The 25,972-nt window shown below is 57.0% G+C and carries 22 protein-coding genes; 8 read left to right on the forward strand and 14 right to left on the reverse strand.

The window, feature by feature from the left end; translation table 11 throughout:
* Window positions 1-269 precede the first annotated feature (269 nt).
* The 8 genes from ACYQ15_RS04920 to ACYQ15_RS04955 form a co-directional block, all read right to left on the reverse strand.
* Window positions 270-935, reverse strand: a complete 666-nt coding sequence (locus ACYQ15_RS04920; protein ID WP_459936410.1) for a response regulator — start codon at window positions 933-935, stop codon at window positions 270-272.
* Window positions 932-3,496, reverse strand: coding sequence for a PAS domain S-box protein (locus ACYQ15_RS04925; protein ID WP_459936411.1), 2,565 nt, complete (start codon window positions 3,494-3,496; stop codon window positions 932-934). Before ACYQ15_RS04925 ends, ACYQ15_RS04920 begins: the two co-directional genes overlap by 4 nt.
* Window positions 3,497-3,695: 199 nt before the next feature.
* Window positions 3,696-3,887, reverse strand: coding sequence for a response regulator (locus tag ACYQ15_RS04930; RefSeq protein ID WP_459936412.1), 192 nt, complete (start codon window positions 3,885-3,887; stop codon window positions 3,696-3,698).
* A 183-nt stretch (window positions 3,888-4,070) separates the two neighbouring features.
* On the reverse strand, window positions 4,071-6,056 hold the full coding sequence (locus tag ACYQ15_RS04935) for a methyl-accepting chemotaxis protein (RefSeq protein ID WP_459936413.1): 1,986 nt from the start codon (window positions 6,054-6,056) through the stop codon (window positions 4,071-4,073).
* 281 nt (window positions 6,057-6,337) lie between these two features.
* A complete protein-coding gene (locus ACYQ15_RS04940; RefSeq protein ID WP_459936414.1) occupies window positions 6,338-6,505 on the reverse strand; it encodes a hypothetical protein in 168 nt (55 codons plus the stop codon).
* A gap of 14 nt (window positions 6,506-6,519) precedes the next feature.
* Window positions 6,520-7,278: a class I SAM-dependent methyltransferase gene (locus ACYQ15_RS04945; protein ID WP_459936415.1), complete on the reverse strand. Its 759-nt coding sequence runs from the start codon at window positions 7,276-7,278 to the stop codon at window positions 6,520-6,522.
* Window positions 7,279-7,566: 288 nt separating this feature from the next.
* Entirely contained in the window at window positions 7,567-9,303 is a 1,737-nt protein-coding gene (locus tag ACYQ15_RS04950) for a hypothetical protein (RefSeq protein ID WP_459936306.1), read from the reverse strand.
* 65 nt (window positions 9,304-9,368) lie between these two features.
* A complete protein-coding gene (locus ACYQ15_RS04955) occupies window positions 9,369-9,917 on the reverse strand; it encodes a hypothetical protein (protein WP_459935726.1) in 549 nt (182 codons plus the stop codon).
* Between the two features lie 497 nt (window positions 9,918-10,414).
* On the opposite strand from ACYQ15_RS04955, the gene ACYQ15_RS04960 reads away from it, so the two are divergent.
* Both ACYQ15_RS04960 and ACYQ15_RS04965 read left to right on the forward strand, forming a co-directional pair.
* On the forward strand, window positions 10,415-11,011 hold the full coding sequence (locus ACYQ15_RS04960) for a hypothetical protein (RefSeq protein ID WP_459936416.1): 597 nt from the start codon (window positions 10,415-10,417) through the stop codon (window positions 11,009-11,011).
* A 98-nt stretch (window positions 11,012-11,109) separates the two neighbouring features.
* Window positions 11,110-11,382: an addiction module protein gene (locus ACYQ15_RS04965; protein ID WP_459936417.1), complete on the forward strand. Its 273-nt coding sequence runs from the start codon at window positions 11,110-11,112 to the stop codon at window positions 11,380-11,382.
* 370 nt (window positions 11,383-11,752) lie between these two features.
* On the opposite strand, the gene ACYQ15_RS04970 is transcribed toward ACYQ15_RS04965, so the two are convergent.
* The 5 genes from ACYQ15_RS04970 to glgP form a co-directional block, all read right to left on the reverse strand.
* A complete protein-coding gene (locus tag ACYQ15_RS04970) occupies window positions 11,753-12,244 on the reverse strand; it encodes a peptidylprolyl isomerase (RefSeq protein WP_459939548.1) in 492 nt (163 codons plus the stop codon).
* A gap of 334 nt (window positions 12,245-12,578) precedes the next feature.
* A complete protein-coding gene (locus tag ACYQ15_RS04975; RefSeq protein ID WP_459936418.1) occupies window positions 12,579-13,652 on the reverse strand; it encodes a branched-chain amino acid aminotransferase in 1,074 nt (357 codons plus the stop codon).
* 66 nt (window positions 13,653-13,718) lie between these two features.
* Window positions 13,719-14,180 carry a hypothetical protein gene (locus ACYQ15_RS04980; RefSeq protein ID WP_459936419.1) on the reverse strand — a complete coding sequence of 154 codons (462 nt, stop codon included), beginning with the start codon at window positions 14,178-14,180 and terminating at the stop codon, window positions 13,719-13,721.
* A gap of 7 nt (window positions 14,181-14,187) precedes the next feature.
* Window positions 14,188-15,507, reverse strand: coding sequence for a phenylacetate--CoA ligase (locus tag ACYQ15_RS04985; protein WP_459936420.1), 1,320 nt, complete (start codon window positions 15,505-15,507; stop codon window positions 14,188-14,190).
* A 233-nt stretch (window positions 15,508-15,740) separates the two neighbouring features.
* Window positions 15,741-18,308 (reverse strand): alpha-glucan family phosphorylase, encoded by a 2,568-nt coding sequence (glgP, locus tag ACYQ15_RS04990; protein WP_459936421.1) that lies wholly within the window; start codon window positions 18,306-18,308, stop codon window positions 15,741-15,743.
* Between the two features lie 331 nt (window positions 18,309-18,639).
* Here glgP and dut point away from each other — a divergent pair, with 331 nt between their 5' ends.
* From dut to ACYQ15_RS05015, 5 genes are all read left to right on the forward strand, one after another.
* Window positions 18,640-19,095: a dUTP diphosphatase gene (gene dut, locus ACYQ15_RS04995; protein ID WP_459936422.1), complete on the forward strand. Its 456-nt coding sequence runs from the start codon at window positions 18,640-18,642 to the stop codon at window positions 19,093-19,095.
* A gap of 59 nt (window positions 19,096-19,154) precedes the next feature.
* Window positions 19,155-20,354: an aspartate aminotransferase family protein gene (locus tag ACYQ15_RS05000; RefSeq protein WP_459936423.1), complete on the forward strand. Its 1,200-nt coding sequence runs from the start codon at window positions 19,155-19,157 to the stop codon at window positions 20,352-20,354.
* Window positions 20,355-20,381: 27 nt separating this feature from the next.
* A complete protein-coding gene (locus ACYQ15_RS05005) occupies window positions 20,382-20,567 on the forward strand; it encodes a hypothetical protein (RefSeq protein WP_459936424.1) in 186 nt (61 codons plus the stop codon).
* A 23-nt stretch (window positions 20,568-20,590) separates the two neighbouring features.
* Window positions 20,591-20,761 carry a hypothetical protein gene (locus ACYQ15_RS05010; RefSeq protein ID WP_459936425.1) on the forward strand — a complete coding sequence of 57 codons (171 nt, stop codon included), beginning with the start codon at window positions 20,591-20,593 and terminating at the stop codon, window positions 20,759-20,761.
* 441 nt (window positions 20,762-21,202) lie between these two features.
* Window positions 21,203-22,051, forward strand: coding sequence for a 50S ribosomal protein L11 methyltransferase (locus ACYQ15_RS05015; protein ID WP_459936426.1), 849 nt, complete (start codon window positions 21,203-21,205; stop codon window positions 22,049-22,051).
* Between the two features lie 33 nt (window positions 22,052-22,084).
* Here ACYQ15_RS05015 and ACYQ15_RS05020 read toward each other — a convergent pair whose 3' ends face one another.
* Window positions 22,085-24,241, reverse strand: a complete 2,157-nt coding sequence (locus tag ACYQ15_RS05020) for a methyl-accepting chemotaxis protein (protein WP_459936427.1) — start codon at window positions 24,239-24,241, stop codon at window positions 22,085-22,087.
* Window positions 24,242-24,545: 304 nt separating this feature from the next.
* Here ACYQ15_RS05020 and ACYQ15_RS05025 point away from each other — a divergent pair, with 304 nt between their 5' ends.
* The gene (locus tag ACYQ15_RS05025) at window positions 24,546-25,745 is read left to right on the forward strand and encodes an ABC transporter substrate-binding protein (RefSeq protein WP_459936428.1); all 1,200 of its coding nucleotides are present in this window, start codon (window positions 24,546-24,548) and stop codon (window positions 25,743-25,745) included.
* Window positions 25,746-25,972 lie beyond the last annotated feature (227 nt).

Genomic DNA, 25,972 nt, shown 5'->3' on the forward strand with positions numbered 1-25,972 from the left:
AATGGAAGTTTCGCTGTAGAGATAATCAACTCCCGATTTTCTCACTTATTGAATGCAGGTTGGCTGGTTAGTAGTTGCAAATTATATTGCTTTATGTCGGACATTAGCAACATCAGCAACAAATTGCACGGAAAAAGCAAAAAATCAGTCAATTCACTGAGTGAAAAACCAGTGCATTGACTGACGAAAGGCTCGGAGGGCAAATGGCGATATTGGCGCCGATGACTGTATTATCAAGCGAACAACGAATGATCGAACGAGAACTGGTATCAGTCGCTTCCGCGGCGCATCCAGTTCACGGCAAAGCGGGTCAGTTCCGAAGCGTTGGTCAGGCCAAGCTTCTTGCGGATGTTCATGCGGTGGGTTTCCACGGTTTTGACGCTCAAGACCAAGGCCGAGGCGATCTCCCTGGGCTGCAATCCGTGGCCGATGTACTGGAACACGGCTACTTCCCTGTCGGAAAGGCTCTGTATGGGACTGGCCGGCAAGGGCTCGGTCCCGGGACTGACATGCCGTTGCAGCAGGGCCTGCTGCATGTCCTCGCTGACAAAGACCCCGCCTGCCAGCACGGTCCGAATGGCCGCGATCACCTGCCGCACCGGCTCCTGCTTCATCAGGTAGCCGCGTGCGCCGGCGCGCAAGGCGCGCAATGCATACAGAACCTCGTCGTGCATGGAGTAGATTAAAATCGGGATCGGTCCGGCCAGTTCATGGATCACGTCCACCAACTCCAGGCCGGAGCCCGACTTGCCCTTCAGCGAAATGTCCAGGACAACGAAGTCCGGCTTGTGCCGTGAAATTGCCTGCAAAGCCTCATCCCTGTCCGCGGCTTCGCCGCTCACCGCCAGGTCCGGCTCCGCGGCGATCAGTTGGGCGATGCCATGGCGCACGGCAGGATGGTCGTCCACGATCAGAATCTGCGTTTTCCTTGTCACATTGACCTCGCAAGGACAATGGGCAGGCCGCACCGTATTCTTGTGCCCTGGCCGGGCCTGCTGTGTATGCTCAGGGCCGCGCCCATGGCCTGGGCGCGTGAGTGCATCACGATCAGGCCGATGCCCGTGGCCGGCATGCCGGACGATGAGGGTTCAAAGCCGTGGCCGTCGTCCTGAACCTCAAGCAGCAGATGATTATTGCTCTGGGTCCAGGATACGAGAATCTTGCCGCAGCCGGAGTGACGCACAGCGTTGCCCAAGGCTTCCTGGGCAATCCGAAAGATATGCAGAGCATGTTTCGCGTCGGGCGGGAAGACTTTCCCCTGAATGTCCGCAATGACTGTTATCCTGCCCCGCTTCCCGACCCTGTGGGCCAGGTCCGCGAGGGCAGCCGACAACCCCTCGGCGTCGATGCCCAGGGGCAGCAGCCCCCGCGCCAAGTCATAGGCGGCGCGCACTGCCTGGTTGATACGCCGCCCCAATTCCACTGCCTTGTCAGCTCCTTCAGGGCCGCCCCGCATGCAGGCGTTTTCCAAGAGGGCCGTCTCGATCTCCAATCCTTTCAAGTCCTGGCACAGCCCGTCGTGCAGTTCCTGACCCAGACGTCTCTGCTCTTGTTCCCGGGCCTGGAACAGCCTTTGCTCCAGGGCCTTGCGGTCAGTCACGTCCCTGCCTACGCTCTGGTATTCCACGATGTTTCCCTGGACATCACAGATGATTCTATCCGTCCATTCCTGCCAGCGCTGTCGTCCATCGGGCAGAACCACCCGCTGTTCATAGGTGGCAATTGGGGAGTCCCGGGTTATGGAGGTCATGCACCTGTTCACGAATTCCCGATCATCCTCGTGCACCAGCGACAGGAAACTTTTCCCCAGCAATTCCTCCTCGTCCAACCCGAAATATTGGCAATAGGCAGGATTCACGAAGTTCAACAGGCCGTCCGGGGTGGAACGGCAGATCAGCTCGGTCTGGTCGTTGACCACGGCTTGGTAACGGGACTGGCTTTCACGAAGCTGCTCCTCGATCCTCCGGCGTTCGGTAATGTCCACGAACATTCCCAGTGCCCCTTCGAACCGGCCTTCGACGTCATAAAGCGGGTTGGTGCTGGCGATGGTCCACAGTTCAGAGCCGTCCTTGCGGTGCAGCCTGGCATCATGCCGCTCCCCGATCCCTTCTCTCCTGCGTTGGAAAAAGGCCTTTGCCGTGGGCACATCCTCTGAAAAGTGAAGATCCAGAAAAGACGTGCCCAGCATCTCTTCAGGAGCATATCCGAGCATGTCGGCCATTTTCTTGTTCGTATAGATGGTGCGCCCAGAGGAGTCGATCATCCAGATTCCCTCCTGGGACGTTTCCACGATGCGCTTGTAGAGTTGCTCGCTGCGCTGAAGCGCTTCCTCAAAACCCTTGCGCCGCGTAATGTCGCGGTTCACGGTAATGCCGCCGGTGATCTTGCCCTGACCGTTGGTCAGCCATGATACCGAAGCCTCCACGACCAGTATCCGTCCGCCCTTGGTCTTTTGCCGGACTTCCCCGCGCCATGCGCCCTCGGCCTCCAGAACGGCGCGCGCCTTGGCTTGGGACGTAGCGATGAATTCCGTGGCCAGCAGGTCGTCCACGGGCTTCCCCACCGCCTCCTCCTGGGACCACCCGTATATGCGCGTTGCCGCCCTGTTCCAGGAGGTAACGTGCAGGTCCAGATCCGTGGTGATGATCGCGTCGGTGGTCTGGTCCAGGATGGTGGAGCGTTCCCTGACCAGGGTTTCCAGTGGGCGATGCAGACCCTCGACAATCAAGGCCCTGTAAAGCAGGAAAATGGAGCCGACTTTCAGGAAGTGGCCTGTCATGTTCGCCAGGGCGTAGGGATGATCGTACAAGGTGAAGCAATACTCGGAAAGCATGGTCAGGACGATGGATCCCAGAATCAGGGAGGTGACCCGAGTACCCAGGATCTCACGTTTTTGCCACAGAACATACCCGATCCCCCCAAGCAGGACGATGATCACGTATTCGCTGATGTTCTTGAACGGGGTCAGCCCGGTGTTGGCGTCAAAGCTGACGGGAAAGACGCCCCACCAGAGGATCGTCCCAAGCAGGCCGACGGACAGGGCCGCCAGGACCGTCGCGCCGAGGCGCACCGGGAGCGGGACGCGCAAGGCAAGGGCAAAAAGCCCCAGGGTCGCCACTTCGAGATAGCGGGCCGCCAGCCACAGTTGGGTGGCCATGTTCGAGCCGCCCCCGGAAAGGACGTTCATGCCTTTGTAGGCCAGGGTGTGGAGCAGGTCCGTCAGCCCGACAAAAACATAGCCGATGCCCAGGATCACCAGCCCCGAAAAAACACCCAGATGACGTGCATTCCAGACCAGAAGGAACACGCCCCAGGCCACGGCCACCGCGCCAAGTTCGACCAGGGTGTGGAACAGAAGGAAATTGGTCCGGCTGATCGCAAACAGCACTGCCAGAATGACGAATCCGCCAACCGTCATCGCCGCATGGCGCTTTGCCAGATGACTGTCGTCCGGAATATGCCTGACGGTAAAAGGCTTGTCCCCTGGATTACTCATGGCTGTCATACTGCTTGCCTTCATGATGGACAGTGCAAAATTGATGTAGGGCCACGGATCGTGTCGCCCCTCGTGCCAGCCTTGTGAACAGGGTACAGGGGTTACATTGTCGCCGTGCATTTACAGATACAGCAAAAAACCGTCAAAGCACGCCGACAAAACACCCCGCTACCAGCAATCACGTCCCCGCGGCAACGCTTCAGCTCACCCCGGCTTGCGGCGTATTCCGGCGCGGCGTGCAGGCAACACGTTCCAGCACCTGAACCAAATTTTCCATCCTGACCGGTTTGGCCAGGTAGTCGTCCATGCCCACGGCCAGGAAGCGTTCCCGGTCGCCGGGCTGGGTATGCGCGGTCACGGCGATGATCGGGATTCGGGGTTTCTGGTTCAACGGTTCACGGTCGCTAGGTTCCGGGTTCAGCGGTTCACGGTTGGGTCCGGGGTAGCGTGGGTATATATGTTGCGTTTGGCTTGACATCGTCGGGCGAAAGATTTTTCGCCCCTACGCCAACACCTCCGTCCTCCGCCTCTTCAACCGTTGAACCGTTGAACCGTGAACCGCTGAACCTCTCACCTAAAACTTCTCGAACTCATCATCCGGCCCCATGTTCAGGCTCATGCCGCCTTGAACCTGCTTCTTCGCCGGGACGGCCTTGCGGGCAGAGGTCAGGAGGTTTCCGGGTTTGGGGCCAAGGGCTTTTTGCCTCCTTGGCCCGGAACCGGAGCCGCTCATCTTGAAAAAGGCCATGGTGGCTTGCAGTTCCTCGGCCTGGCTGGAGAGTTCCTCGGAAGTTGAGGCCATTTGCTCGGCTGCCGAGGCGTTTTGCTGGATGACCTGATCCAGTTGCTGGATGGCCTTGTTGATCTGTTCCACGCCGATGCTCTGCTCCCGGCTGGCGGCATTGATCTCCTGGATCAGTTCCGCGGTTTTCTGGATGTCCGGGACGATCTTGGTCAGCATATGTCCGGCCTGCTCGGCCACCTGGACGCTGGACCTGGACAGTTCGCTGATTTCCGTGGCCGCCGTGCCGCTGCGCTCGGCCAGCTTGCGCACTTCCGCGGCCACAACCGCGAAGCCCTTGCCCGCATCTCCGGCTCGGGCCGCTTCGATGGCCCCGGTGTCCTGACGGATGATCCGGTGCTCGATCCGGTATTCCGGCTCCCCGTCCAGGGTCTTCTGGAGACTGTCATGGACCGCGGGCAGATCTTCGGGGTGGGCCAGGGGAAAGAGTTCCGAAGCGGTCATCACTCTGGGCCGGCTGCCGTGGATCGCGAACCAGTTGGGGGACATCCGGTAGACGTCCGCCTCCATGTCCCACTCCCAACTGCCCATCCGGGCCATCTGTTCGGATTTTTCCAGCAGCGTTCGCTGTTTGCGCAGCTCTTCCCGCTGCCGGCTCGTCTGCGTCGCGTCGCGCATCCAGAGCAATACTCGACGGGAGGTTTGCGAAGAGTCGAGTACGGGGTACAGCCAGAGTTCCAGGTCCCGGTCGCCAATTCGCGCGTCAGCATGGGCAAGACGGCCTGTGGTCAGAGCCTGCTCGACCAGTTCCTTGAGCAGAAGCAGCGTTTTCCTGTCCACAATATCCTGCATGCGGCAATTGATTATGCAGTCGCATTTTCCCTGACAGAGCCGGAGCAACTCGCTGTTTCCGTCCAATATGGACAAGTCCGGATCAAGAATGATCAGAGCGTCTCGTGCGGAATGCACCACGCCCTGCAACAACTGCTGCGCATCCAGGAGCATTCGCTCGGCCTGCCTGCGGGCATGGCTTTCCTGCTCCAGGTCCTTGCCGCAGCGTTTCCGCTCCTTGATCAGTTCATCGAACTGGACGATCTGTCCGACCTGGGTGGCGGAGTGTTCGCGCAGTGCTGCATCCAGATGCGTCACATCCGCAACGATCATCCAGGCCGGCTGATCCGAGAAGGGACCCGCGGCCTGGCCATCGCCGAAAGGATCAATCTGCTCCGCAAGCCAGGCAGCATCCTGGAGCACGACCACGGCCTGTGCTCCGGATGTCAGGAGCAGACGGAATTCCTTGGCCGGGACCGGAACCCCGGTCGCCAGGGCTTCCAGATTCAGCTTGAGGGCGGACCGATCCGCCGGCACAACGTGACGTTCCAGGAAAGTGGCCAGAGAAAGGTATTGTCGAGAGTCGTCCAAACCCAGCAGGACGGAAAGGGAGGCAGACATGAGCACACGACCCGTGTACTGGTCCAGGGCCAGCAGGCCAAACCGGGGAATGAATTCCGGCCAGGAAATACGGGATGCGGTTGGATTCGGCTCCCTGGCAACGCAGGTGGCATCAACGCCTTCATCAGGGCCGATGAATAGAACCCCCGGAGCAACTCCCAGGGCAGCGGCCAGGGCATGGATGGCCCCGAAGGAAGGCCCCGAGTCTCCGCGTTCTACTTTGTTCAAATGATGGGGAGAAATTCCGGCCCTGGCGGCCAAGTCCTTGCGGGTCAATCTGGCCTGTTTGCGCAGGGCCTTCAATCGTCGGCCAAAAGAGCCGACATGATCTGTATTGGAACAGGAAAAAGGGAATGGAGACGGCATGGCAGGCATGCTCCTGATTTCGAATGGTCTATCTTGATTACCGATTGACCATGCCATGCTCAATAAAAAAGTGCAAAGACTTTATGAATTGGTAATAGTGTGGTTAATTTTGTCGTGTCCGCAAGGTTTTTGCTGTCATGAGCAAGAGATAGTGACGTGATATCAGACAAAGAAAAAGGGCTTGCGGAATATGAATGCAAGCCCTTGATATGCCAAGTATGGCCCCTTCTGTGTGGCGTTGAAATATGAAAAAAACCTCACACCAGAATCAGTTACATTCTTCAGTGCTGGGCAGCGAGAACCTCCGCTTCACTAATGGCCTGGTTCACGATGACGCCGTCCGTGGATGTCGGCACAGAGGCAATAATGAAGGCAATAGTGTCCACGCATCTTTCGGCAAAAGCCATACCGGACAGGACCAGTCCGGCCAGGCAAGGCGTAACCGCCATAGCTGCAACCGCAGTCAGGCTTTCTGTGCAATAACGGCGTAGTCTTGGGGGCCATAAAGGAGCTGCACCAAGGGGGCAAGGGCTGGCGACAAGGTCGACCGTGGAAGGTGATCTGTATTGCATGGATGCAGACGTAGCACTTCAAGGGGCGTCAATCCGCTCGCTTTCAACAGGAACACCAGCGTATTGGGCGGTAAAGGTTTGGCATGGGTCGGATCAATATGGAAGAGATGCGCCCCGACCTGTAGATTTTCCGGGTTGGGCGACTCGAAGATGACAATCCCACCGGGATGCAACACTCGGAGCGTTTCCTGAAAAAAAGGCAAAAGTAGCGGTGGAGGCAGGTGCTCGACGAGATGGAATCCCGTTACGGCTCCAATGGAGGATGTCCGCAGGCCCTGAAGATGTTCCAGGACGTCGGCATGGATGACCTCCAGGCCGAGTTGCTGACATTGGTTCAGGAAATAGCGGTTTGATTCCACACCCCGCGCTGTTTTGTTCTCTTCTCGCAGCAGCTCGAGCCATTCGCCGCGACCACTGCCAAGATCCAAAACTGGAGCGACAGGCGACCCGGCGCCAACCTGGTCAATATACGGCAAGTAGACACGCTGGTTCTGCTTGATTTCGCTGCGAGAGCCGCGGAAGGTTTCTTCGAATGCCGCATACAACACATCCTGGTGTTGCTCTGTACGTCCGAGACGTCGATTCACTTCAGCCCATAACTCGTTGTCCGGGATGTCTCGCAAGTATGCTCCGGCAGATTGATTTTTCACTTGTCCATTCCTCATATTGACTCAAGCACTTGGCGCAGGTCATAGGTGATGCAGCTGATTCCGCCAATGGTTATGTGACGCAAATTTTGCGCATACCTGCTTAAAATCAACAGTCCCAACTCCTTGGGGTCAACAAGCCCGTCAACTTTTTGCTTACGGTACATGGTATATTGATTCCATGAGTGGATTGCCGGACAAGGACTTTTCGCTCGGTTGACGAAACAGTTCCCCACATATCATCATGCCGTTCAAGGCATTATCATATTGAAATAGCTATGGTTACAAAATTCAGTTGGATTGACTGTCTTGAGCTGATTTCGTTTTCATGAACAACTCGAGGATCTGTTGTGGTAACCCTTGCTTTTTGATGATTGCACGCCCACCAGGGAGTATCCGGTCGGTGTCTCCGTTTGAACTGTTGCTGTCCTTTTCGTCCTCGTACCTGATACTGGCAAAGAGTTCCTCCAGGCTGTCTTTTCCGTTGAGAAGCACTTCCATGTATGCGGGATTGTCCAGGTTTTTGACAAGCGGAGTATCGGCGATCATCGCCTGTAGTGTTCTTCGCATGGAATTGTTGCCGGTTTTGCGGCGATGGCCTCTTCTCAGGCCGCGGAATAAGCGTTCGAGAATGTTATTGGTCCGCTGAGGGTAGATTGTGACAAAGCCTTGCGGACTGGCTACCATAATGGGGTCGGCAAAGAGCTTTTTACCGTATTTATCAATTTGTTGCTCCATTTTGAGGCAAAGCTGGTCATCAGCCAAACGGCTTTCCTTTTGGAGCCTATGTCGGAACTTTTCAACACCCTGGCGGATGGTTGACATGGCTTCAGACGAACCGTCATCGTTGAGGCCGTTATTTTCGTCCGGCGTGGCAATGCGCATGGCGTTGCGCAGATCGTCAAACACTTCGACGCGCCATCGCAGTTCTGTCGTTGCCTGGACCAATTCGGGATCATTGGCGATGTTGGATATCTTTTTTGCCAAGACGCGCAGAGGTTTGTGGTTATCTTCAAGGCCGCAGGGGTGTTCAAGGAGCCTGGGCAAATACCGGTCTAATTCAAGCATTCGCTCAGTAAACTCCAGCAACGGACGATCAAAGGGAAAGCCATATCCGTTGCCGTTGTTTTTGCCCTGCAAGGCCCATAGCGCCAGAGAATACGCGGACAAAGACGGCAGCATTTCGACATTATGGGGCGGAGTTTTTGTATTCACTGCATCAACCAGCAAGGGTAAATCAGGGCTTTGCCCCAGCGATTGCCGTATTTGCCGAATGAGTGCTCGCAGGTTGGTAGTCGCTGCAAATGATTTCAGGCGGTTTCTCAATCGCGAGTATGCCGGTTCCAGGAAGTCTTTGCCGGCATCACGCAGAAAGTGGAAATGGCAGATGAAGTCGGCAATGCCGGGGAAGGTTTCGTTGACCGCCTTGCAAATGCCGGTGCCCATGTCATGGACGCAGGCAACCGGCGTACCATACGTGTCTTGAATGTTCTTCAGGAACGGTTTGATGTGGACGGCGTTTTCGCTGGGTGCTTTGATGTTGCCCAGAACAAATTGACTCAGACTGTCCAGGCCGCTGAACAAGGTTGGCGCATCTCCTTCATGGGCGGCGTCCAGGTGGAGGACATATCCGCCGGCCATCCGCATTTTCTGGCGGATGCAGGGCGCGGCTTGGGCATGAGCAAGGGCCAGATACTTGATGAACTTGCGGCCCAGGTAGTCGATCTCTGAGAGGCTGATGTGCGTGTTGCGCATTTTCAGTTCAGTTTGCACTTCGTCGAGTGTGCGGAAGTTTCTGAACAGAGCCTGGCCGACAAAGACCAAGACGTCATAGGCCACGTTGCATCGAGTCGGCACCATTCGGAGCAGCGTTTCGGAGCCCATGGCTCGTGAGCATTGAGGGCAGTTAAGTACGGTTTCATGTGCGATGAATGGTCCGGCCATGCTGTAAACAACTTTTCTGCGCGTTTTCTGGACAAGTCGCGGATGGGTGCATGTGCAGTTTTCCTGCTCCGGAACAAAAGACACCACTGGCGGTTTTGGGAATAATGCCGCCGGGGATATTTCCCGTTGCAGAAGCGCCTGACATCGTTTCAACGCCTCGATTGCTTGCGGGCCGTAGTTTCTGGAGTTTTTTTTAACCCGTGCTGCGCAAACAGCTTTTCGATCTGGGCTGCTTTGATGCTCACATGCCTTGTGCGCTTTATATGCATTGCCAGTTCCTCGAAGCTGAGATTGGGGGACCGGATGAATTCCGCCAAGACGAAAACCGCGATCTCGGCAGGAAGCAATTCCGATGGCATGGCCCGATTTGCCGCGGATTGGCGTTGCTTGTCGGCAGTGGTCATATCCTGGGAAAAATAGACGAAAGAACGTCCAATTTTGTCCCGCTGCAACCGCCCCTGCCTGCACAACTGGACAAGCACCGAATGACATCGACAACGCAGTATTTCTCCCAAGGCCTCGGCAGTAATTCCCTTGGGGCTGCGATTGACCAGCCTGACAAGGGTTTTGTTGAGATTGCCTACCCTGGAAAAGCCGATGTCGTCCGAAAACCATAACCCGTCGTGGCCGAACTTGGGAATGCTTTTCAGAGTGTACCATTTGCCATTGTGGGAAAAGCTTCTGTGGTATCCAACCACGCTCAAAAAACGCCGTGTAGAGGGAACTGAGTAGTTGAGTCGAGTTGCAAGGGGTTCGATTTGCCAGCATGGTTGTTCCGAGAAGGGAGGGGCAAGCTTTTGATCTGGCGATAGACAAGAAGACATGTTGGCCTCCTGGTAAAGTATTGCATATCGTAGCGAGAGGGATAGCATCATGCAATACTTTGTCAAATTTCAAGCCAACAAGCTGGATCACGATCGAATTGCCCCCACCTCAAAAACCAATTAAATCATCATTGATTTTAAATAATTGTTTGCAAATTATTAAAAAGGTCGCCGCTCGCGCTTTGGTGAATCACTAAACAATAAGATGAGAAAGTATAGCACAGCTTGCCGCCTAACATACTGAAATTTAACGATCCAACCGTATATTGTAATCATAGTGAAATAGTATGGCAAGCCCTGAAATATGGCGATTTTTTTAGGCTGCGTATCTGTCGCCTTGCACACACAAACAAATTGAAGGGAGGTTTGGCATGAGAAACGATATCGTCGCCCGGATCCTGTCGGGTTGGAGATTGTTGCAGCGCGATCGCGGACATGGTTTATGTCGTCTCGTCGTGATGACCATGTTGCTTGCAGCAATGATCGTTGACGTCGCCACGGCGCAGGCGGAGCAGGCTGCAGCGGCGAACATCCCTGAACGCATCGCCGGCATGGAGCGCGTGGAGTTGGTCAGCGGAATGGAGGCCGCGCGGATTATCGACCGCATGCACCAAGGCAGTGTGGCCACGCAGTCCAATTTTATCGCCCGGTACAAGGGAGGCGGTCATTCCGCGGATTATTATCTTTCCCTGTACATGACTCCGGAACAGGCCGTGAAAGCCATGGAGGACATGGCCGAGGTCATGGCCAGGGAAGGGCACGGCTTCACGCATCTCATGAAGCGGGACGAGGACGGCCTGCCGTTCTACATGGCCCTGGGGCAGGGACAGGCCCATTACTTCTTTGCCAGGGACGTTGAACTGGTCTGGCTGGCAGTGGATATCGCCGTTGCGGAAAAGGCGGTGATGGAGATTTTGCGACAGCAGTCGCCTACGGATGAAAACAACGCGCCTATCAGGACGAATTGACCATGGATTCCGAATGAAAGGCAAAGACTCTTTGCAGCACCTCCTTTCACTCGAATGAACATGATTGCCAAAGCTCAGGTGACACCAAGGAGAAATGAATGACATCCATCTCCACGATTTTTAATGAAGCCTTGTCACTCAAGCCATCTGAAAAAGTACAGCTCATAGAGTTGCTGATTTCGGCACTTGACGAATCAGACAAAGATACTGCTCAATTATGGTCTAAGGAAGCTGAAAGCAGGGTGGATGCCTATGACCAAGGCAAGATATGTGCGGTTTCCTTACAGAAAGTTTTGCAAAAATACAGGTATCTATTCAGCAAATCCGCGAAAAAGATCTGGATACCGGCGTTCGCCGGTATGACTGTATAGATGCAGCTTGCCATGATAAGTCATTCCGGCGAAAGCCGGAATCCAGTGCAGGTGAATGACCACCCTCCGGATGAACTGAATAGTTACAAATACAGTTGACAATGCTGTTGTACACAGAGTGTGCAGAATAGAGTTCCGAAAGAATTAAAAAAGCCGTTACTGCTCCTGGCGAGAGCGGTAACGGCTTTTAATTTGTATCTATTCAGCAAATCCGCGAAAAAGATCTGGATACCGGCGTTCGCCGGTATGACTGTATAGATGCAGCTTGCCACGATAAGTCATTCCGGCGAAAGCCGGAATCCAGTGCAGGTGAATGACCAACCTCCGGATGAACTGAATAGTTACTTTAATTTTTCACCAGAAGAGTTGATCAGTTCTCGGCCCGAACCACCTTGATGATCTTGACGGGTTCCAGGGGAACGTCCTGGTGCATGCGCTTGGTGCCGGTGGGGACCTGGGCGATGGCGTCGACCACGTCCATACCGTCCACGACCTTGCCGAAGACGGCGTAGCCGAAGTCACGTCCGCCGTGGTCCAGGAAGGCATTGTCCTTCAGGTTGATGAAGAACTGGCTGGTGGCGCTGTTGATGTCCGCGGTGCGGGCCATGGCCAGGGTGCCGCGCAGGTTCTTCAGGCCGTTGTCCGCCTCGTTTTTGATGGCCGGATGACCTGGTTTCTGGAACATTTCCTCGTTCATGCCGCCGCCCTGGATCATGAAACCCGGGATGACGCGGTGGAAAATGGTGTCCTCGAAAAAGCCTTCGTCTACGTAGCGCAGAAAATTCTCCACCGTGATCGGGGCTTTTTCCTGGTTCAGTTCAATAGTGATATCACCGTGACTGGTGGTCATTACGACATTCATGGTTTTCTCCTGTTTATCAACCCCGTTCGGGGCTGTTGGTGAGGCATCCTGGGCGGATGCGGTCATGGAGAGCATGGCCAGGGCCAGGCTCAGAGCCAATACCGAAATAATTCGCAAGATGCGCCAAGAGCGATTTCTTCGCCCATGGGGAACCGCCGGTGGTTGATTTGTGTTCATCAGGGGGTATTTTTGCGATGGATTGTTGTTGAAAAAGAACCGGTCCGGCTTTGCCTTGGGTTGCGAGGCCGCAAAACCAAGGCAAAGCCGGACCTCGCCTAAATAGGTATCGAGCCGGAGGAATCAAGGCAAGCCGGAGCGCGGGTGAAGAATGGTATCAGATCTTCACTTCGTGGACCCAGCCGAAGACGTCCTCTTTTTCACCGTACTGGATGCCCACGATCTCGTCGTTGAGACGGCGGGCCATTTCACCGACGCTGCCGTCCCGGACGGAATATGTCTTGTCCTTGTAGCAGATGGAGCCCACCGGAGAGATGACCGCGGCCGTGCCGGATCCGAAGATTTCGGTGATTTTGCCTGCTTCAACGCCCTCAACGCATTCCTGGATGTCGATCATCCGTTCCTCGACCTTGACGCCCCAATGCCTGGCCAGGGTCAGGACCGAATCCCGGGTGATGCCCGGCAGGATGGATCCGCTCAGGGGGGGAGTGACCAGGGTGTCTTCGACGCGGAAAAAGATGTTCATGGTGCCGACTTCCTCGATATATCGCCGCTCCACGCCGTCCAGCCACAGCACCTGGGTGAAGCCTTTTTTCTTGGCCGTTTCCGCGGCCAGCAGGCTGGCGGCGTAGTTGCCCATGGTCTTGGCTTCGCCCACGCCGCCGCGCACAGCGCGCACGAATTCATCCGAAACATAAATGCTCACTGGATTGAACCCCTCGGCGTAATATGCTCCTACCGGGCCGGTGATGATGTAATAGATGTATTCCTTGGCCGGACGGACCCCGATATGCGGCTCCGAGGCGATCATGGTCGGCCGGATGTACAGGGAAGAGCCCTTGCTGTGGGGAATCCACTCGTGATCCTCGCGGAGCAGGGCCTCGAGAATGGTGAAATGTTCGTCCACATCAATGGTCGGCATGCACAACCGTTGGGCCGAGCGATTCAGGCGCTCGAAATTCTGGCGAGGCCGGAACAGGTTGATCTTCCCGTCGCGCCGGCGATACGCCTTCATGCCCTCGAAGATGCCCTGGCCGTAGTGCAGGACCATGGCCGCCGGATCCAGGCTGATGTTCTGGAAAGGGACGACCCTGGCATCGGTCCAGCCTTGATCACGGTAATCCATCCGGAACATGTGGTCGCTGAAGGTGTTGCCGAAGACCAGCTTGCTTTCATCCGCCGGCTTGGTGCGGCGCTGGGCTGAAGTGGCGGTTTCGATGCGGATTTCCATTGCTCTGTACTCCCCCTGTAGGCGCGGTTCAGGTTGATGGGTCTTGGATACGGAAGATGCGATTTGTTAGCGCTGCCGGGTGCTCGACACGGCGTTTTCCAGGACGCGTTGCAGCTTTTCAGGCTCATCCGTGCCGATGCGGAAGGCTTTGCCGTCTTTGGTGCGCACTTCCACGGCATCCAGACCGGAGACATTATAGAGCGCGCCCTGCGGCGTCAAACGGATGCCCCAGCCGTAGTACCACGGATTGCGCACGGCGCGTACAGCGGCGATGTTGGCCAGGGATTCGCTTTTGCGGGGCCAACCCGGCGTGAAATGGGCCTGAAGCATTGTTGATGTGACGGTCACCGTGAGGCTGGAAAAGGTGAAGCCGATCAGCACGGCCACGGCCAGCAGAAACCAGAGCCATGACGGGCCGCCCTGCACGAGCTGGTGCAGAACATAGCCGCCGGCCAGCAGAAAGGACACAATCATCAAGGTGCCGCGTTGCGTGTGAATATAGATCGGTGACTGGTTGGATTTGGACATCGGATGGTTACTGCTTTGAGTTTGCATGATCGAGAAAACTGGAGACACCATCCCGGTGGTCGAAGACCCGCTTGCTTTTGCGCTCGGTGCGGGGCAGGGCGGCGTAGTCCAGGATATCCACATTGGAGCGGACCATGATTCGGCGGCGGACTTCTCCGGCCACGGCTTCGGCAAGGGCCTTGTCTCCGGTCGGATCGACATGCGGGGCCCGCTCCACCTTCAGGGTCATGATGTCCCGGCCGTCGTCGCGGTGGTGCAGATGGATCTGGTATTCGCTGCCCAGCCCGGGAATCCGGCTGAGCACGTCGTCGATCTGGCCCGGATAGATGTTCACTGCCCGGTAGATGAACATGTCGTCGGTGCGTCCCAGAACCCGGTCGTGGAGCGGAAAGCCGACCCCGCAGGGACAGGCCCCTGGCAGGAGCCGGGTGATGTCGTGGGTCCGGTACCGGATCAATGGCGCGGCCTGCTTGCGCAGGGTGGTGATGACCATCTCTCCCGGCTCACCGGGGGGGACCGGCTGCATGGTGACGGGATCGAGGATTTCTAAAATGAAGTAGTCCGCCCAGTAGTGAATGCCCCGGTGCAGGGTGCAGTCCAGGCCGGTTCCCGGACCGTACAGCTCTGTCAGACCGTAGATGTCGAAAATGTGCTCCACGCCGAGCAGTTCCCTGATCCGCTGGCGCATGGCGTCGCTGTGGCGCTCCGCGCCGAGAATGATCTTCTTGACCCGGACCTTGTCGATCAGGCCGCGCTGGTGCAGTTCTTCGGCCATGAGCAGGGCCATGGAGGCCGTGGCGCAAAAAACGGTGGTTTCCAGGTCGACCAGCATTTCGCAGTGCATGTCCGAATTGGCCGGCCCCAGGGGCACGGCCATGGCCCCGAATCGCTCGCAACCCAGTTGAAAGCCGGCTCCGGCCGTCCATAATCCGTAGCCCACGGCAATCTGGACCCGATCCGCGGGGGTCAGTTCCGCCAGTTCAAAGCAGCGGGCGAACATGTCCTGCCAGTCGTCGATGTCCTGGCGGGTATAGGCCAGCACCTTGCGTTTGCCAGTGGTGCCGGAGGAGGCATGGATGCGCACGATGTCCTCAAAGGGCACGCTGCGCAACGGAAAGGGATACCCGGTCTGCAGATCCGCGGCGTCGCAAAAGGGGAGCAGGCGCAGGTCGTCCAGGGTCCGAATGTTGTCCGCATGAACACCGGCCTGCTCCATGCGCTGCCGATAGAAAGGGCTCTGCTCGAATGCATGGCGGACGGTCCATTGCAGGCCGGCGGTCTGGATATCAATGAGCTTGTCCGCGGTGATTTCAGGTATGAAGGTCATCAATACGTCTCATTCGTCTTGTTGGCGTAACTGTTGAGCATGCGACTGCCATTGCCGTTCGGCATCCAAGTCGGGGTCGGCATCGGAATCGGGATCGGAAGCGAAGCCTAAGGGGGCTTCGATGTTTTCGAAACCGATTCCGACCCCGATTGCCGGAGGCAGATCATATAAGGTGTGCTGAGTAGTTACCTCGGCTCAAGCAATCTTCGGTTCAAGCATCCATTGTCGCCCTACTACTGCGCCCAGTGGATCAAGCCCAGGGAATGCGGGTCGAGCAGGTGTTCGTGGCAGGGCAGCATGCGCACTGTAAAACCGAAACTGCCAGGAGCCTCCGGGGTGAACTGGCCCTCATACAAAAACCAGCCATCATCCAGGGGCTTGGTCAACTCCATTTTGGCCGTTTTTCGCTCGGTAAAGGAACCGTCGGCGCTGACTGGTCCGGCGTAGATTTCAACGCACACGTCGATGGGCGCAAGACCGTTCAGGTACACATCGGCCTTGATGGAGATGGGTTGGGCCACATGAATGGTTTCGGGCACGTCGGAGCGGACGTTGTTGATCCGCAGGGCGTTCCATTTGGTCATGATGTCCATTCTCCAGGATGCCAGCTGCTTGGCCGGAGCAAAATCCTGCTCCATCAGGCTGACGGAATTCTTGTAGGCCGGTTCATAGGCATTCTTGACATAATCCGCGACCATGCGGTGGGACGTGAAGACCGGCGTGAAAAGCTGCAGGCATTTTTTCATCCTACGGATCCATTCCCGGGGAAAATTGGTCTGACCGCGTTCGTAGAAAGTGGGTATGACCTCCTTCTCCAGCAGATTGTAGAGGATCTGACTTTCCACGAAATCCTGATATCCGGTGTCGTCATACTCCTCGCCCTGACCGATGGACCAGCCCACGGCGCTGTCCATGCGGTGGGCCTCCACCCACCATCCGTCCAGGGTGCTGACATGCAGAACGCCATTGGCAATGGCCTTCATCCCGCTGGTGCCGCAGGCTTCCAAAGGCCTGCGCGGCGTGTTCAGCCAGACGTCGCAGCCCTGGACCATGTACTGGGCCACTTCCATATCGTAGTCTTCCAGAAAGACAACCCGGTTGCGCACTTCCGGCTGCTGGCAGAAATGCACCAGCTGCTGCATGAACCGCTTGCCCTCATTGTCGTGAGGATGAGACTTTCCGGCAAAGATGAACTGCACGGGCCGTTTGGGGTCCGTGATCATTTTCAGAAAGCGATCCTTGTCCGCCAGGAGCAGGGTGGCGCGCTTGTAGGTGGCGAAGCGGCGGGCAAAGCCGATGGTCAGCACCTGCGGATCGAGCACTTCATCGGCCTGCAACAATTCCGTGCGCCGGGCGCCGCGTTGGGCCAACTGGACGCGCAGACGGGCCCGCGCGTAGTCCACCACCCGTTCCCGCAGCCGTTCGTGGGCCCGCCAGAGTTCACCGTCCGGAATGGTTTCAGCCTGCTGCCAGACCCGGCTGCAATCCGGGTCTTCCTTCCAGTTTCCGCCAAGGTAGCGCTCGAAGAGCATGGCGATGTCCCTGGCCACCCAGGAAGCAATATGCACTCCGTTGGTCACCGTGCCGATGGGAATGTCTTCCACGGGGTACTGGGGCCAGACCTTCTGCCACATCCGGCGGGACACATGGCCGTGCAGTTCGCTGACACCGTTGTTGAACCGGGAAAGGCGCAAGGCCAGAACGGTCATGCAGAACCATTCTCCATCGTTGCGCGGATCCTCGCGGCCCAGGGCCAGGAGCACCTTGAAGGCCAGGCCAAGGCTGCGGGCATAACCATCGAAATATCGCTGCATCAGTTCCGCCGGAAATCGGTCGTTGCCTGCCGGGACCGGAGTGTGCGTGGTGAAGACACTGGTGGAGGCCGTCAACTCCATGGCGGCTTCAAAGGACAGACCGTAATCGGTCATGAAGACCCTGATGCGCTCCAGCCCGGCAAAGGCGGAGTGACCTTCATTCATGTGGATGACTCTCGGGGTCAGTCCCAGGATGCTCAAGGCCTTGATTCCGCCGATGCCCAGCAGGATTTCCTGCCAGATGCGCATTTCCAGGTCGCCGCCGTAAAGTCGGGAAGTGATCTGGCGGAAATGGGGCGGATTCTCATGGATGTTGGTATCCAGCAGGTACAGCTGGATTCGGCCGACGCGCACTTTCCAGATCTGGGCGCTCAGGGGCTGACCGGCAAGGTCGACGCTGATGGTCACCGGCTTGTGGTCCGTTTCCGAACGGACCAGGGTCATGGGCATCTGCTCAAAGCCGTAGTCGGGGTAACGTTCGTTCTGCCAGCCGTCTGCCGTGAGATATTGCCGGAAATAGCCCTGCTGATAGGCCAGCCCGACGCCGACCAGAGGGATGTTCAGATCGCTGGCCGATTTGAGATGGTCCCCGGCCAGAATGCCCAGGCCGCCGGAATAGATGGGCAGGCAAAGGCTCAGACCGTATTCCAGGCTGAAATAGGCCACCAGGGGTTGTTTTTCCGGATAAGGAAAGGGCAGCATGGAACTTTTCCGTTCCATGTAGATGTCCTGACTATGCTTGACCGAGCGCAGGCGCTCGAGAAAAAAGTCGTCCTTGGCCAGATTCTCAAGAGTTGTCTGGGGCAGGTGGTTCAGAAAGGCGATGGGATTCCCGTAGCTTTTGGCCCACAGTTTGGGGTCGATCAGGGAAAAGAGCCCGGTCACCTCATGATTCCAGTCAAACCAGACATTGTAGGCCAGATCCCAGAGCGCTTCCAGGTTTGGCGGCAGTTTGGGGATGACGCTGTAAGTGTGCAGCGGTTTCATTATTAGACTCCGGATAATTCAGGATTGCTGTTGAGGTGAGATTATGTGCTGGACAAGATGATCACGTTTTGCTGTTTCAGGCAGGTCTCGTGACATGCATGGAGGTTCTGCCAGGGAATGCTGCAAAATTCAATGGCTCAGTCCATTGAATAGCGACAACTTTTTCCAGGCTGAGGCCAAAACGAACTTGTCAAACAAGTGCCGTCTGCGCAAATCGCGGCTTGCGACTTGCGAGCTTTACCGGCAAAAGCTAATGAGCGATCATCTCCAAACGGCATGCGCTACACGCGATATCCTGCATGGACATTACTTAAGAAGAGGAAATATTGTCATGAATTCCATTTCCGTTGATATTCAAATCCTCAATCCATTGTGGACCGAGTCGGACCTGTGCGGCGCGACTCCAGGTTCATGCGGACTGGATCTCAAGGCATGTTTTTCCGAAGAAAGCCGCATGCTTCTTCCGGGAGAACGCACTGCAATTCCCACCGGCGTGGCCATCGACATCCGGCATCCGGGCATTGCCGGATACGTTTTCTCCCGCAGCGGGCTGGGGACGAAGCAAGGTCTGGTAGTCAGTCAGGGAGTGGGAGTGATCGATCCCGATTATCGCGGCGAAATCATTGTCTCGTTATTGAACACATCCGCGGAGAAGCGTATTGTTGCCCGTGGCCAACGCATCGCCCAGCTGATTTTCATGCCGTTCCTGTCCCCCGTGTTCACCGTCAAGGATCAACTTACCGCCACACAGCGCGGCGCAGGCGGCTTTGGTCATACCGGCGAATGACCGGATTCATTTTGATTCACAGCCCTCATATCTCAACTCATAACGCGAAACGGACAACCATGAGCACAACTCTAGCGGAATATCAGGAACGTGAACAACGCGTGCTTTGCCATACCTACGGGCGATACCCCCTGGCCGTGACCAGAGCTTCAGGATGCAAGCTCTATGATCCTCAGGGCCGGGAGTATCTGGATCTGCTGGCGGGAATCGCCGTTTGCAATCTCGGCCACAGCCATCCGGAACTGCTTGCGGTGATGCGGGAGCAGGCCGAACGGCTGATCCATGTCAGCAATCTTTTTCACCAGGACGAGCAGCTTGTCCTGGCGGAAAAATTGCTGGCAACCTGTTCCCTGGACAAGGTCTTTTTGTGCAATTCCGGGGCCGAAGCCAACGAGGCGGGCATCAAGCTGGCCCGTCGGTACATGCAAAAGGTCAAGGGCCGGGATGCCTACGAGATCATCTCCCTGGCCGGCTCCTTTCACGGCCGGACACTGGCGACATTGACAGCCACAGGCCAGGACAAGGTCAAGGATGGCTTCGCTCCCTTGCCGGAAGGATTCCAGACCGTACCGTTCGGAGACTTCCCGGCCCTGGAACAGGCCGTGTCTCCAAAGACCGCCGGTGTTCTCCTGGAGATCATCCAGGGCGAGGGCGGGGTTCGACCCCTTGAGGAGACCTATCTGCTGGCGGTCCAGGATCTTTGTCGAAATCGCGGCATTTTGCTGATGGTGGACGAAGTGCAGACGGGATTGGCGCGCAGCGGAAAATTCTGGGCCCATGAACATGCCGCGATCTCGCCGGATATCCTGACCACGGCCAAGGCTCTGGCCAACGGTCTGCCCATGGGGGCGATGATCTGTACCGAGGAAGCGTCCCAGGGCTTTCAGCCGGGCAGCCATGCCACCACCTTCGGCGGCGGCCCGCTGGTGGCCGCGGTGGCCGCAAGAGTCGTGGACATCCTGCTCCGGGACGATTTTGCGCGGCGGGCTGAAACCATGGGCAACCTGGCCCAAAAAATGTTTCGTGAACTCCAAACTCTCCATCCGGACAAGATTGTCGATGTCCGGGGCAGGGGGCTGATGCTCGGCATCGAACTGTCCTTTCCCGGTCAGGATGTCTGGCGGGAGCTGCTTGAATCCGGCTTCGTGCTCAATCTGACCCAGGACCGGGTGCTGCGCCTTCTGCCGCCTCTGGTGGTGACCGAGGAGGATCTGGCGCGTTTCAATCAGGCTTTGGATGCAATTCTCAAAAAGCATTAATTGACGGCCCAACAAGGAGGATTACTTATGGAAGTATCGACTGCGCATGCGGATGTGCCCGGCGTTCTGGCCGTAGGGGCCGATGAGCGAACCCGGCAGATCGCCGAACAGGAGCGACTGCAAAAACTGGAAATGCGCCAGCAAGACGATGTTGTCGCGGCCTCCCGAGCGCCGGAGCAAGCTGCCGGACAGTTTGTCGACGAAATGGTGTAACATTTGACAAGGAGGAGCGAACCATGTGCAAAGGTTGCGGATGCGGACCACAAAAGGAATCCAAGGCGTCTCAGTTTATTCACGACCATGAGCATCGCCATGGGGATAAAGTTCATAGCCATCCTCACGAACACGATCACGATCACGACACGGATACCGGAGAAATCATTCCCCACGAGCATACGCACGATTAGCATGTTCGCAAAAATGGGTAGCGGCGACGAATGCGGGTGAACTCCGGCATTCGTCGCTTTTTTTTGTCGCTGTTCTGACAAGCATGCCTTTTGCTCCATGAAATTCAAGGAAGTCCCGCCTGGGACCGCCGCACCCCAGTGCGGCACGGTGTCAGCGCGAAACATCAAAATTGACTAAACATTCGCAACTTGCCGCACTGGGGTGCGGCGGTCCCGGGGGTAACTGCTCAAAACTCGGGGCAGCCTTTTCTGGATACCGGCTTTCGCCGGTATGACTTCAATATCTAATCAGCAGCTCTCGTTAGTCATTCCGACGAAAGTCGGAATCCAGCTGTTTCTTTGGTACCTGATTGTCCGACCTGATTGAGCAGTTACGTCCCATGTCCCCAACTTGCCGCACTGGGGTGCGGCGGTCCCATCCAGGCATGAGCCAGAGGAATTATGAAACTATTGCGCGTGGAAATACTTGTTCCGGAAGAGCAGGAAGATTTGTTCGCCGGCTACCTGGCCCAGAGGATATCCTGGGGGTGGGAGGTTGAGTCCGATGGGGCATCCAGGACCCGATTCGTGATATATTTCGAGAAGGATGCGGATGCCCAGGGTTTGATCGAGGCGATTCGCGGGCAGTGGCCGGAGGCGGATTGCAACGTTTCAACGTTCGAGGATCGGGACTGGAGTGAATCGTGGAAGGAATTTTTCGTTCCCGTACGCATCCGAGACACCTTCATGGTCCTCCCCCCCTGGCTGAACAGCGACGCGGACGCCGGAGGACTTATTCCGCTGTACATCGAGCCGAAAATGGCTTTCGGCACCGGGCATCATGCCACCACGGCGCTTTGCCTGCAGGCCGTGGCCATGCTCCGGGAAGAAAAGGCCGTCTCCGAATCATCGACATTCCTTGATTTGGGGACGGGATCCGGGATTCTGGCCCTGGCTTGCGCCAAGCTCGGGCTGAACGGAATCGCCCTGGATATCGACCCCATCGCCGTGGACAATGCACGGGAGAATTTCGCCCTCAACGCAGTGGAGAACGTGACGGTCCGGCGAGGCGCCCTGGACACCCTGGAGCAGGGCCGGCGTTTCGACCTGATTCTGGCCAATATCCTGTCCGGCCCGCTGGTGCACATGGCCGCCGAACTGGTTTCCCGTCTCCAACCGGGCGGCTGCCTGGTGCTCTCCGGCATCCTGCGGGAGCAATCTCCTCGTGTGGAGGCGGCCTACCTCGATCAGGGCCTGGCCGCCCCACGAAAACTGGATCAGGGTGAATGGGTCGCCCTGATCTGGAATTGATGACATTACAGCCAAAGGGCAACTTCCTGTACTTTAATCCGCTCGTTTCAAATCCTCCACCAACTCATTCAACTCCCGCAGGCCATTGTTCAATGTATCAATGGCCTGGGTGGAGGAGTGCATGGCTTCTGAATTGCTCGTGGAAATGCGGTCAATCTCTTCAACGGATCGCGTGATCTGTTCGCTGGCCGCGGATTGTTCCTCGGCGGCCGTGGCAATGGAGCGCACCTGATCCGACGTGGCTTCGGACAAGCTGACAATCGTCTGCAACTCTTTACCGGACATGGCAGCCAACTGCGTCGCGCTTTTGACCGACTCCACCGTCTGATCCACGCTGGCGGCATTGTTGCGGACTTCCGTCTGAATGGAGGAGATGTGGTCGCCGACTTCCTTTGTCGCGGCCATGGTTTTTTCCGCGAGCTTCCGGACTTCATCTGCCACCACGGCAAATCCCCGCCCGGCATCCCCGGCCCGGGCCGCTTCGATGGCCGCGTTCAGGGCCAGAAGGTTGGTCTGGTCCGCGATATCATCAATCACGTTCATGATTCGGCCAATCCCGTCCGCCTTGTCGCCAAGGCTGGCAATTTTCTTTTTGAGTTCCAATGCGTTGCGCTGTACGTCGGCAATGGCCTTGACCGCCTTCTGGACGATTTCCGCGCCGGCTTGCGCCTTGGCCTTGGCCTGGTCCGAACCCTCGGCCGCATTGGATGCGTTTTTGGCGACTTCCAAAACCGTAACGTTCATCTGCTCCATGGAAGTGGCTGTTTCACCGGTGCGCATCTTCTGCTGTTCCGAACCTGATCTGGCTGCTCCGACATGCATGGACATTTCCCGCGCCGAATCATCGATCTGGGCAACCACCCGGTCAATGCGATCCGCGGCCTGAAGCATTCCTTCCCGGCGGGCCTGAACAGCCTCGCGGCGGGCTGCTTCCGCTTCCCTGGTGCTGGATTCGGCCAGCCGGACAGCTTCCGCTGCTTCCTGGGTTTTCTGCTCCGCCTCAAGAATCTTGTCCTGGAGGCTCTGGACCATGGTGTTCATGGCCCGGGCGAGGTCTTCCATTTCATCGTTGGAATTCAGGACCGCTCGTGCTTGTAGGTCGCCGGCGCTGACCTTTCCCGTGAACCCGAGCAGCTGCCGCATGGGTTTGAGTATCGCCGCCCAAACCGTGGTTTGCCCCACAACGGCGAAGACAAGCAGAATGGCGCCGATCAGGCCCATCAGCACCCAGGTCAGGTTGCGGATCATCTGCTGCTCATTTGATATGTCCAGCACGTAGACCATGACGCCGATCTGGTTCCCACTGTAGTCGCTTACGGGAAACGCCGTCATCGAAAAAACATCGGAAACGGCAACTGTCAGCTGATTGCGGGCTTGTTCCAGCAGGGAGGACGAGATCAGATTGTTGATTGCGGGCTGATCGGAACCGGAGACCTGGACAAATTGATTGCCGATCAGAGGATGTAGGGCAGGGTTTTGCAAGCGCTGGGCAATGTGCAGAAATTCCGCATTCATGAACAAAAGCAAATGCTGATCATCACCAGCGGCAGCCGCCTGCAGGATCGGCTCGAATTCCACCAGCGTTTCCACGCTGCCCAGATGTTCCCCGCGCGTTGAAGTCAATGGGAGGACACTGCGAATGTCAAAGCCGCCGACCCCGATTTCCAGTCCATGAACGATTCGTCGTTCCCTGTTGGTTTCCATGACGGTCTGCCGAAAACCGGAAATATCGTCGGAAATATCCACCCACTCCCCGTCACGGCGGAAATTCTGATCCCTCCACATTCTCACCAGACTGCGGCCATTGGGCAAATGAAAGTGGAGCTTCATCCTTTCCCCCATGACTGTTTCATATCCCTGGAGGATGTGGAACAGTTCATTGCGCAGCATCTGCCGAGCCTGTTGCGCCATAGGATCGGCCTCATTATCAATGTCCCCCGCAAGCGCTACCTGATATGCCCGTTGCACGGCATCAAGTCTCGTGAACAGCGAGGTCAGTTCCAGGGCCTTCATGGTTGCCATGCTCATGGACGCCTCGATTTCAGCAACCTTGCTCAATCCGATTTGCGTGACAAACTCATTGCTCAACCGTCTCAGACTTGAATCCGTAATGGAGTACATGACCGCTCCGAGAAGGAGCAGGGCTATGAACAACGGGATGAACACTTTTTCACGGAGCTTGATGCGCACGGGGGAAAGCCTCCTGTAGATTGTGGCGTGCCGGAACGTGGTAACGATGCTGTAGCAAGAGATGCCGTCAAATTGGGTATTTTACGGCCTTTTGGATGAAAGTAACTTGCTGCTATGCCATTATAAAAATGGATGTCAAGCAGTGATCGCACGTTCAATATTTCACAGCAATCTGACGGAAGGGCGCAATCAAATGACGTGGGGAGCTAAAAAAAATGCCGAAGGCTCTTTTGTTTTTTTCGGAGTTCGTCTAATGGCTTTTGCAGCCCCAAAGATTCGTGTTTCAACCTTTTTCCACGGAGACATGCGTATGAGCAAAATTCGGTTGGGTTTGCTGGCTATGGCGATGTTACTTTGCTGTTCTCTTCTTCTTGGCGGGATGGGGGAAAGATCTTCCTCGCATGCGGCCAACCCTTTGACCATCGGTTTCGTCATCCCCCTGACCGGTGATATTCCCAAGGTCGGGGAGTCCTCCCGCTTTGCCGCCGAAATGCTGCGCGAGGAGATCATGGCCCAGGGCGGACTGGAAGTCGGCGGACAGATGCTGCCACTGCGGTTCATCTACGAGGACAACGAGTCCAAGCCGGAATCCGCGGTCATGACCACGTTGAAGCTCATCGATCGGGACCGGGTCCTGGCCATTGTCGGTCCCCAGTCCAGCAAGCAGGCGGTTCCGGCCGGGCAGGTGGCCAATGACAACCGCACGCCCATGATCTCTCCCTGGTCCACCAATCCGGATACGACCCTGAATCGGCCCTGGGTCTTCCGCGCCGCGTTCCTGGATCCTTTCCAGGCTCCGGTAGCCGTGGATTTCGCCATGAAGCAGTTCAACGCCACGAGGGCAGCCGTGCTGTTCGCTCTGGCCAACGACTACAGCAAGGGCTTGGCGGAATTCTTCCGGGCCGACTTCGAATCCAAGAACGGAAAAGGTTCCGTGGTGGCCTACGAATCCTACGGCGACCGGGACCAGGACTTTAGCGCCCAGTTGACGAAGATCATCGCGGCCAGGCCTGACGTCATCTTCCTGCCCAACAACTACAACGAGGTGGCCCTCATCGTCCGCCAAGCCAGCGATCTGGGCTGGCAAGGCCCCTTCATGGGCGCGGACGCCTGGGGTTCCGCCGAACTGATGACCTTGTGCGGCGATCTGTGCAAGGGTCACTATTTCTCCACCCACTACGCCGCGGCCGGCGCCACCGGGGCCACCAGGGACTTCATCGAGAAGTACCAAGCCAAATACGGCTACACTCCCGACGACGTCGCGGCCCTGACCTGGGACGCCACCCGTCTGGTCCTCCAGGCCATCCAGGCCACGGGCGGGCTGTCCGGCAACCTGCGCAACGACAGGGCGAGCATCCGCGACGCCATGGCCGCCATCGAGGAATTCGAGGGCATCACCGGCAACATGCGCTTCGACGACGAGGGCGACCCCATCAAGTGCGCCGTGGTGGTCAGGATCAACGATGCCGGAGAGTTCGAATACACCGAGTCCGTTTGTCCGTAGACGATTCGTCTTTCATGCCGGGGCGGGTCATTGAGCCTGCCCCGGCAATATGCGGCCTTCCAGGAAAGACGTCATGAGCGTGCCGTCCCGGTTTGTACGAGGGAAGGGTTCTCCTGCCGGAGCTGAATCCGCGATTTCTGGATCATAAGCCGCCTGGTTCCATGATCATCCTTTCAGCGACGCCGGTTGCTCCATCTTGACCAAATTTACAACAACCCAGCATTAAA

The sequence above is a fragment of the Desulfonatronum parangueonense genome, from assembly GCF_054656975.1.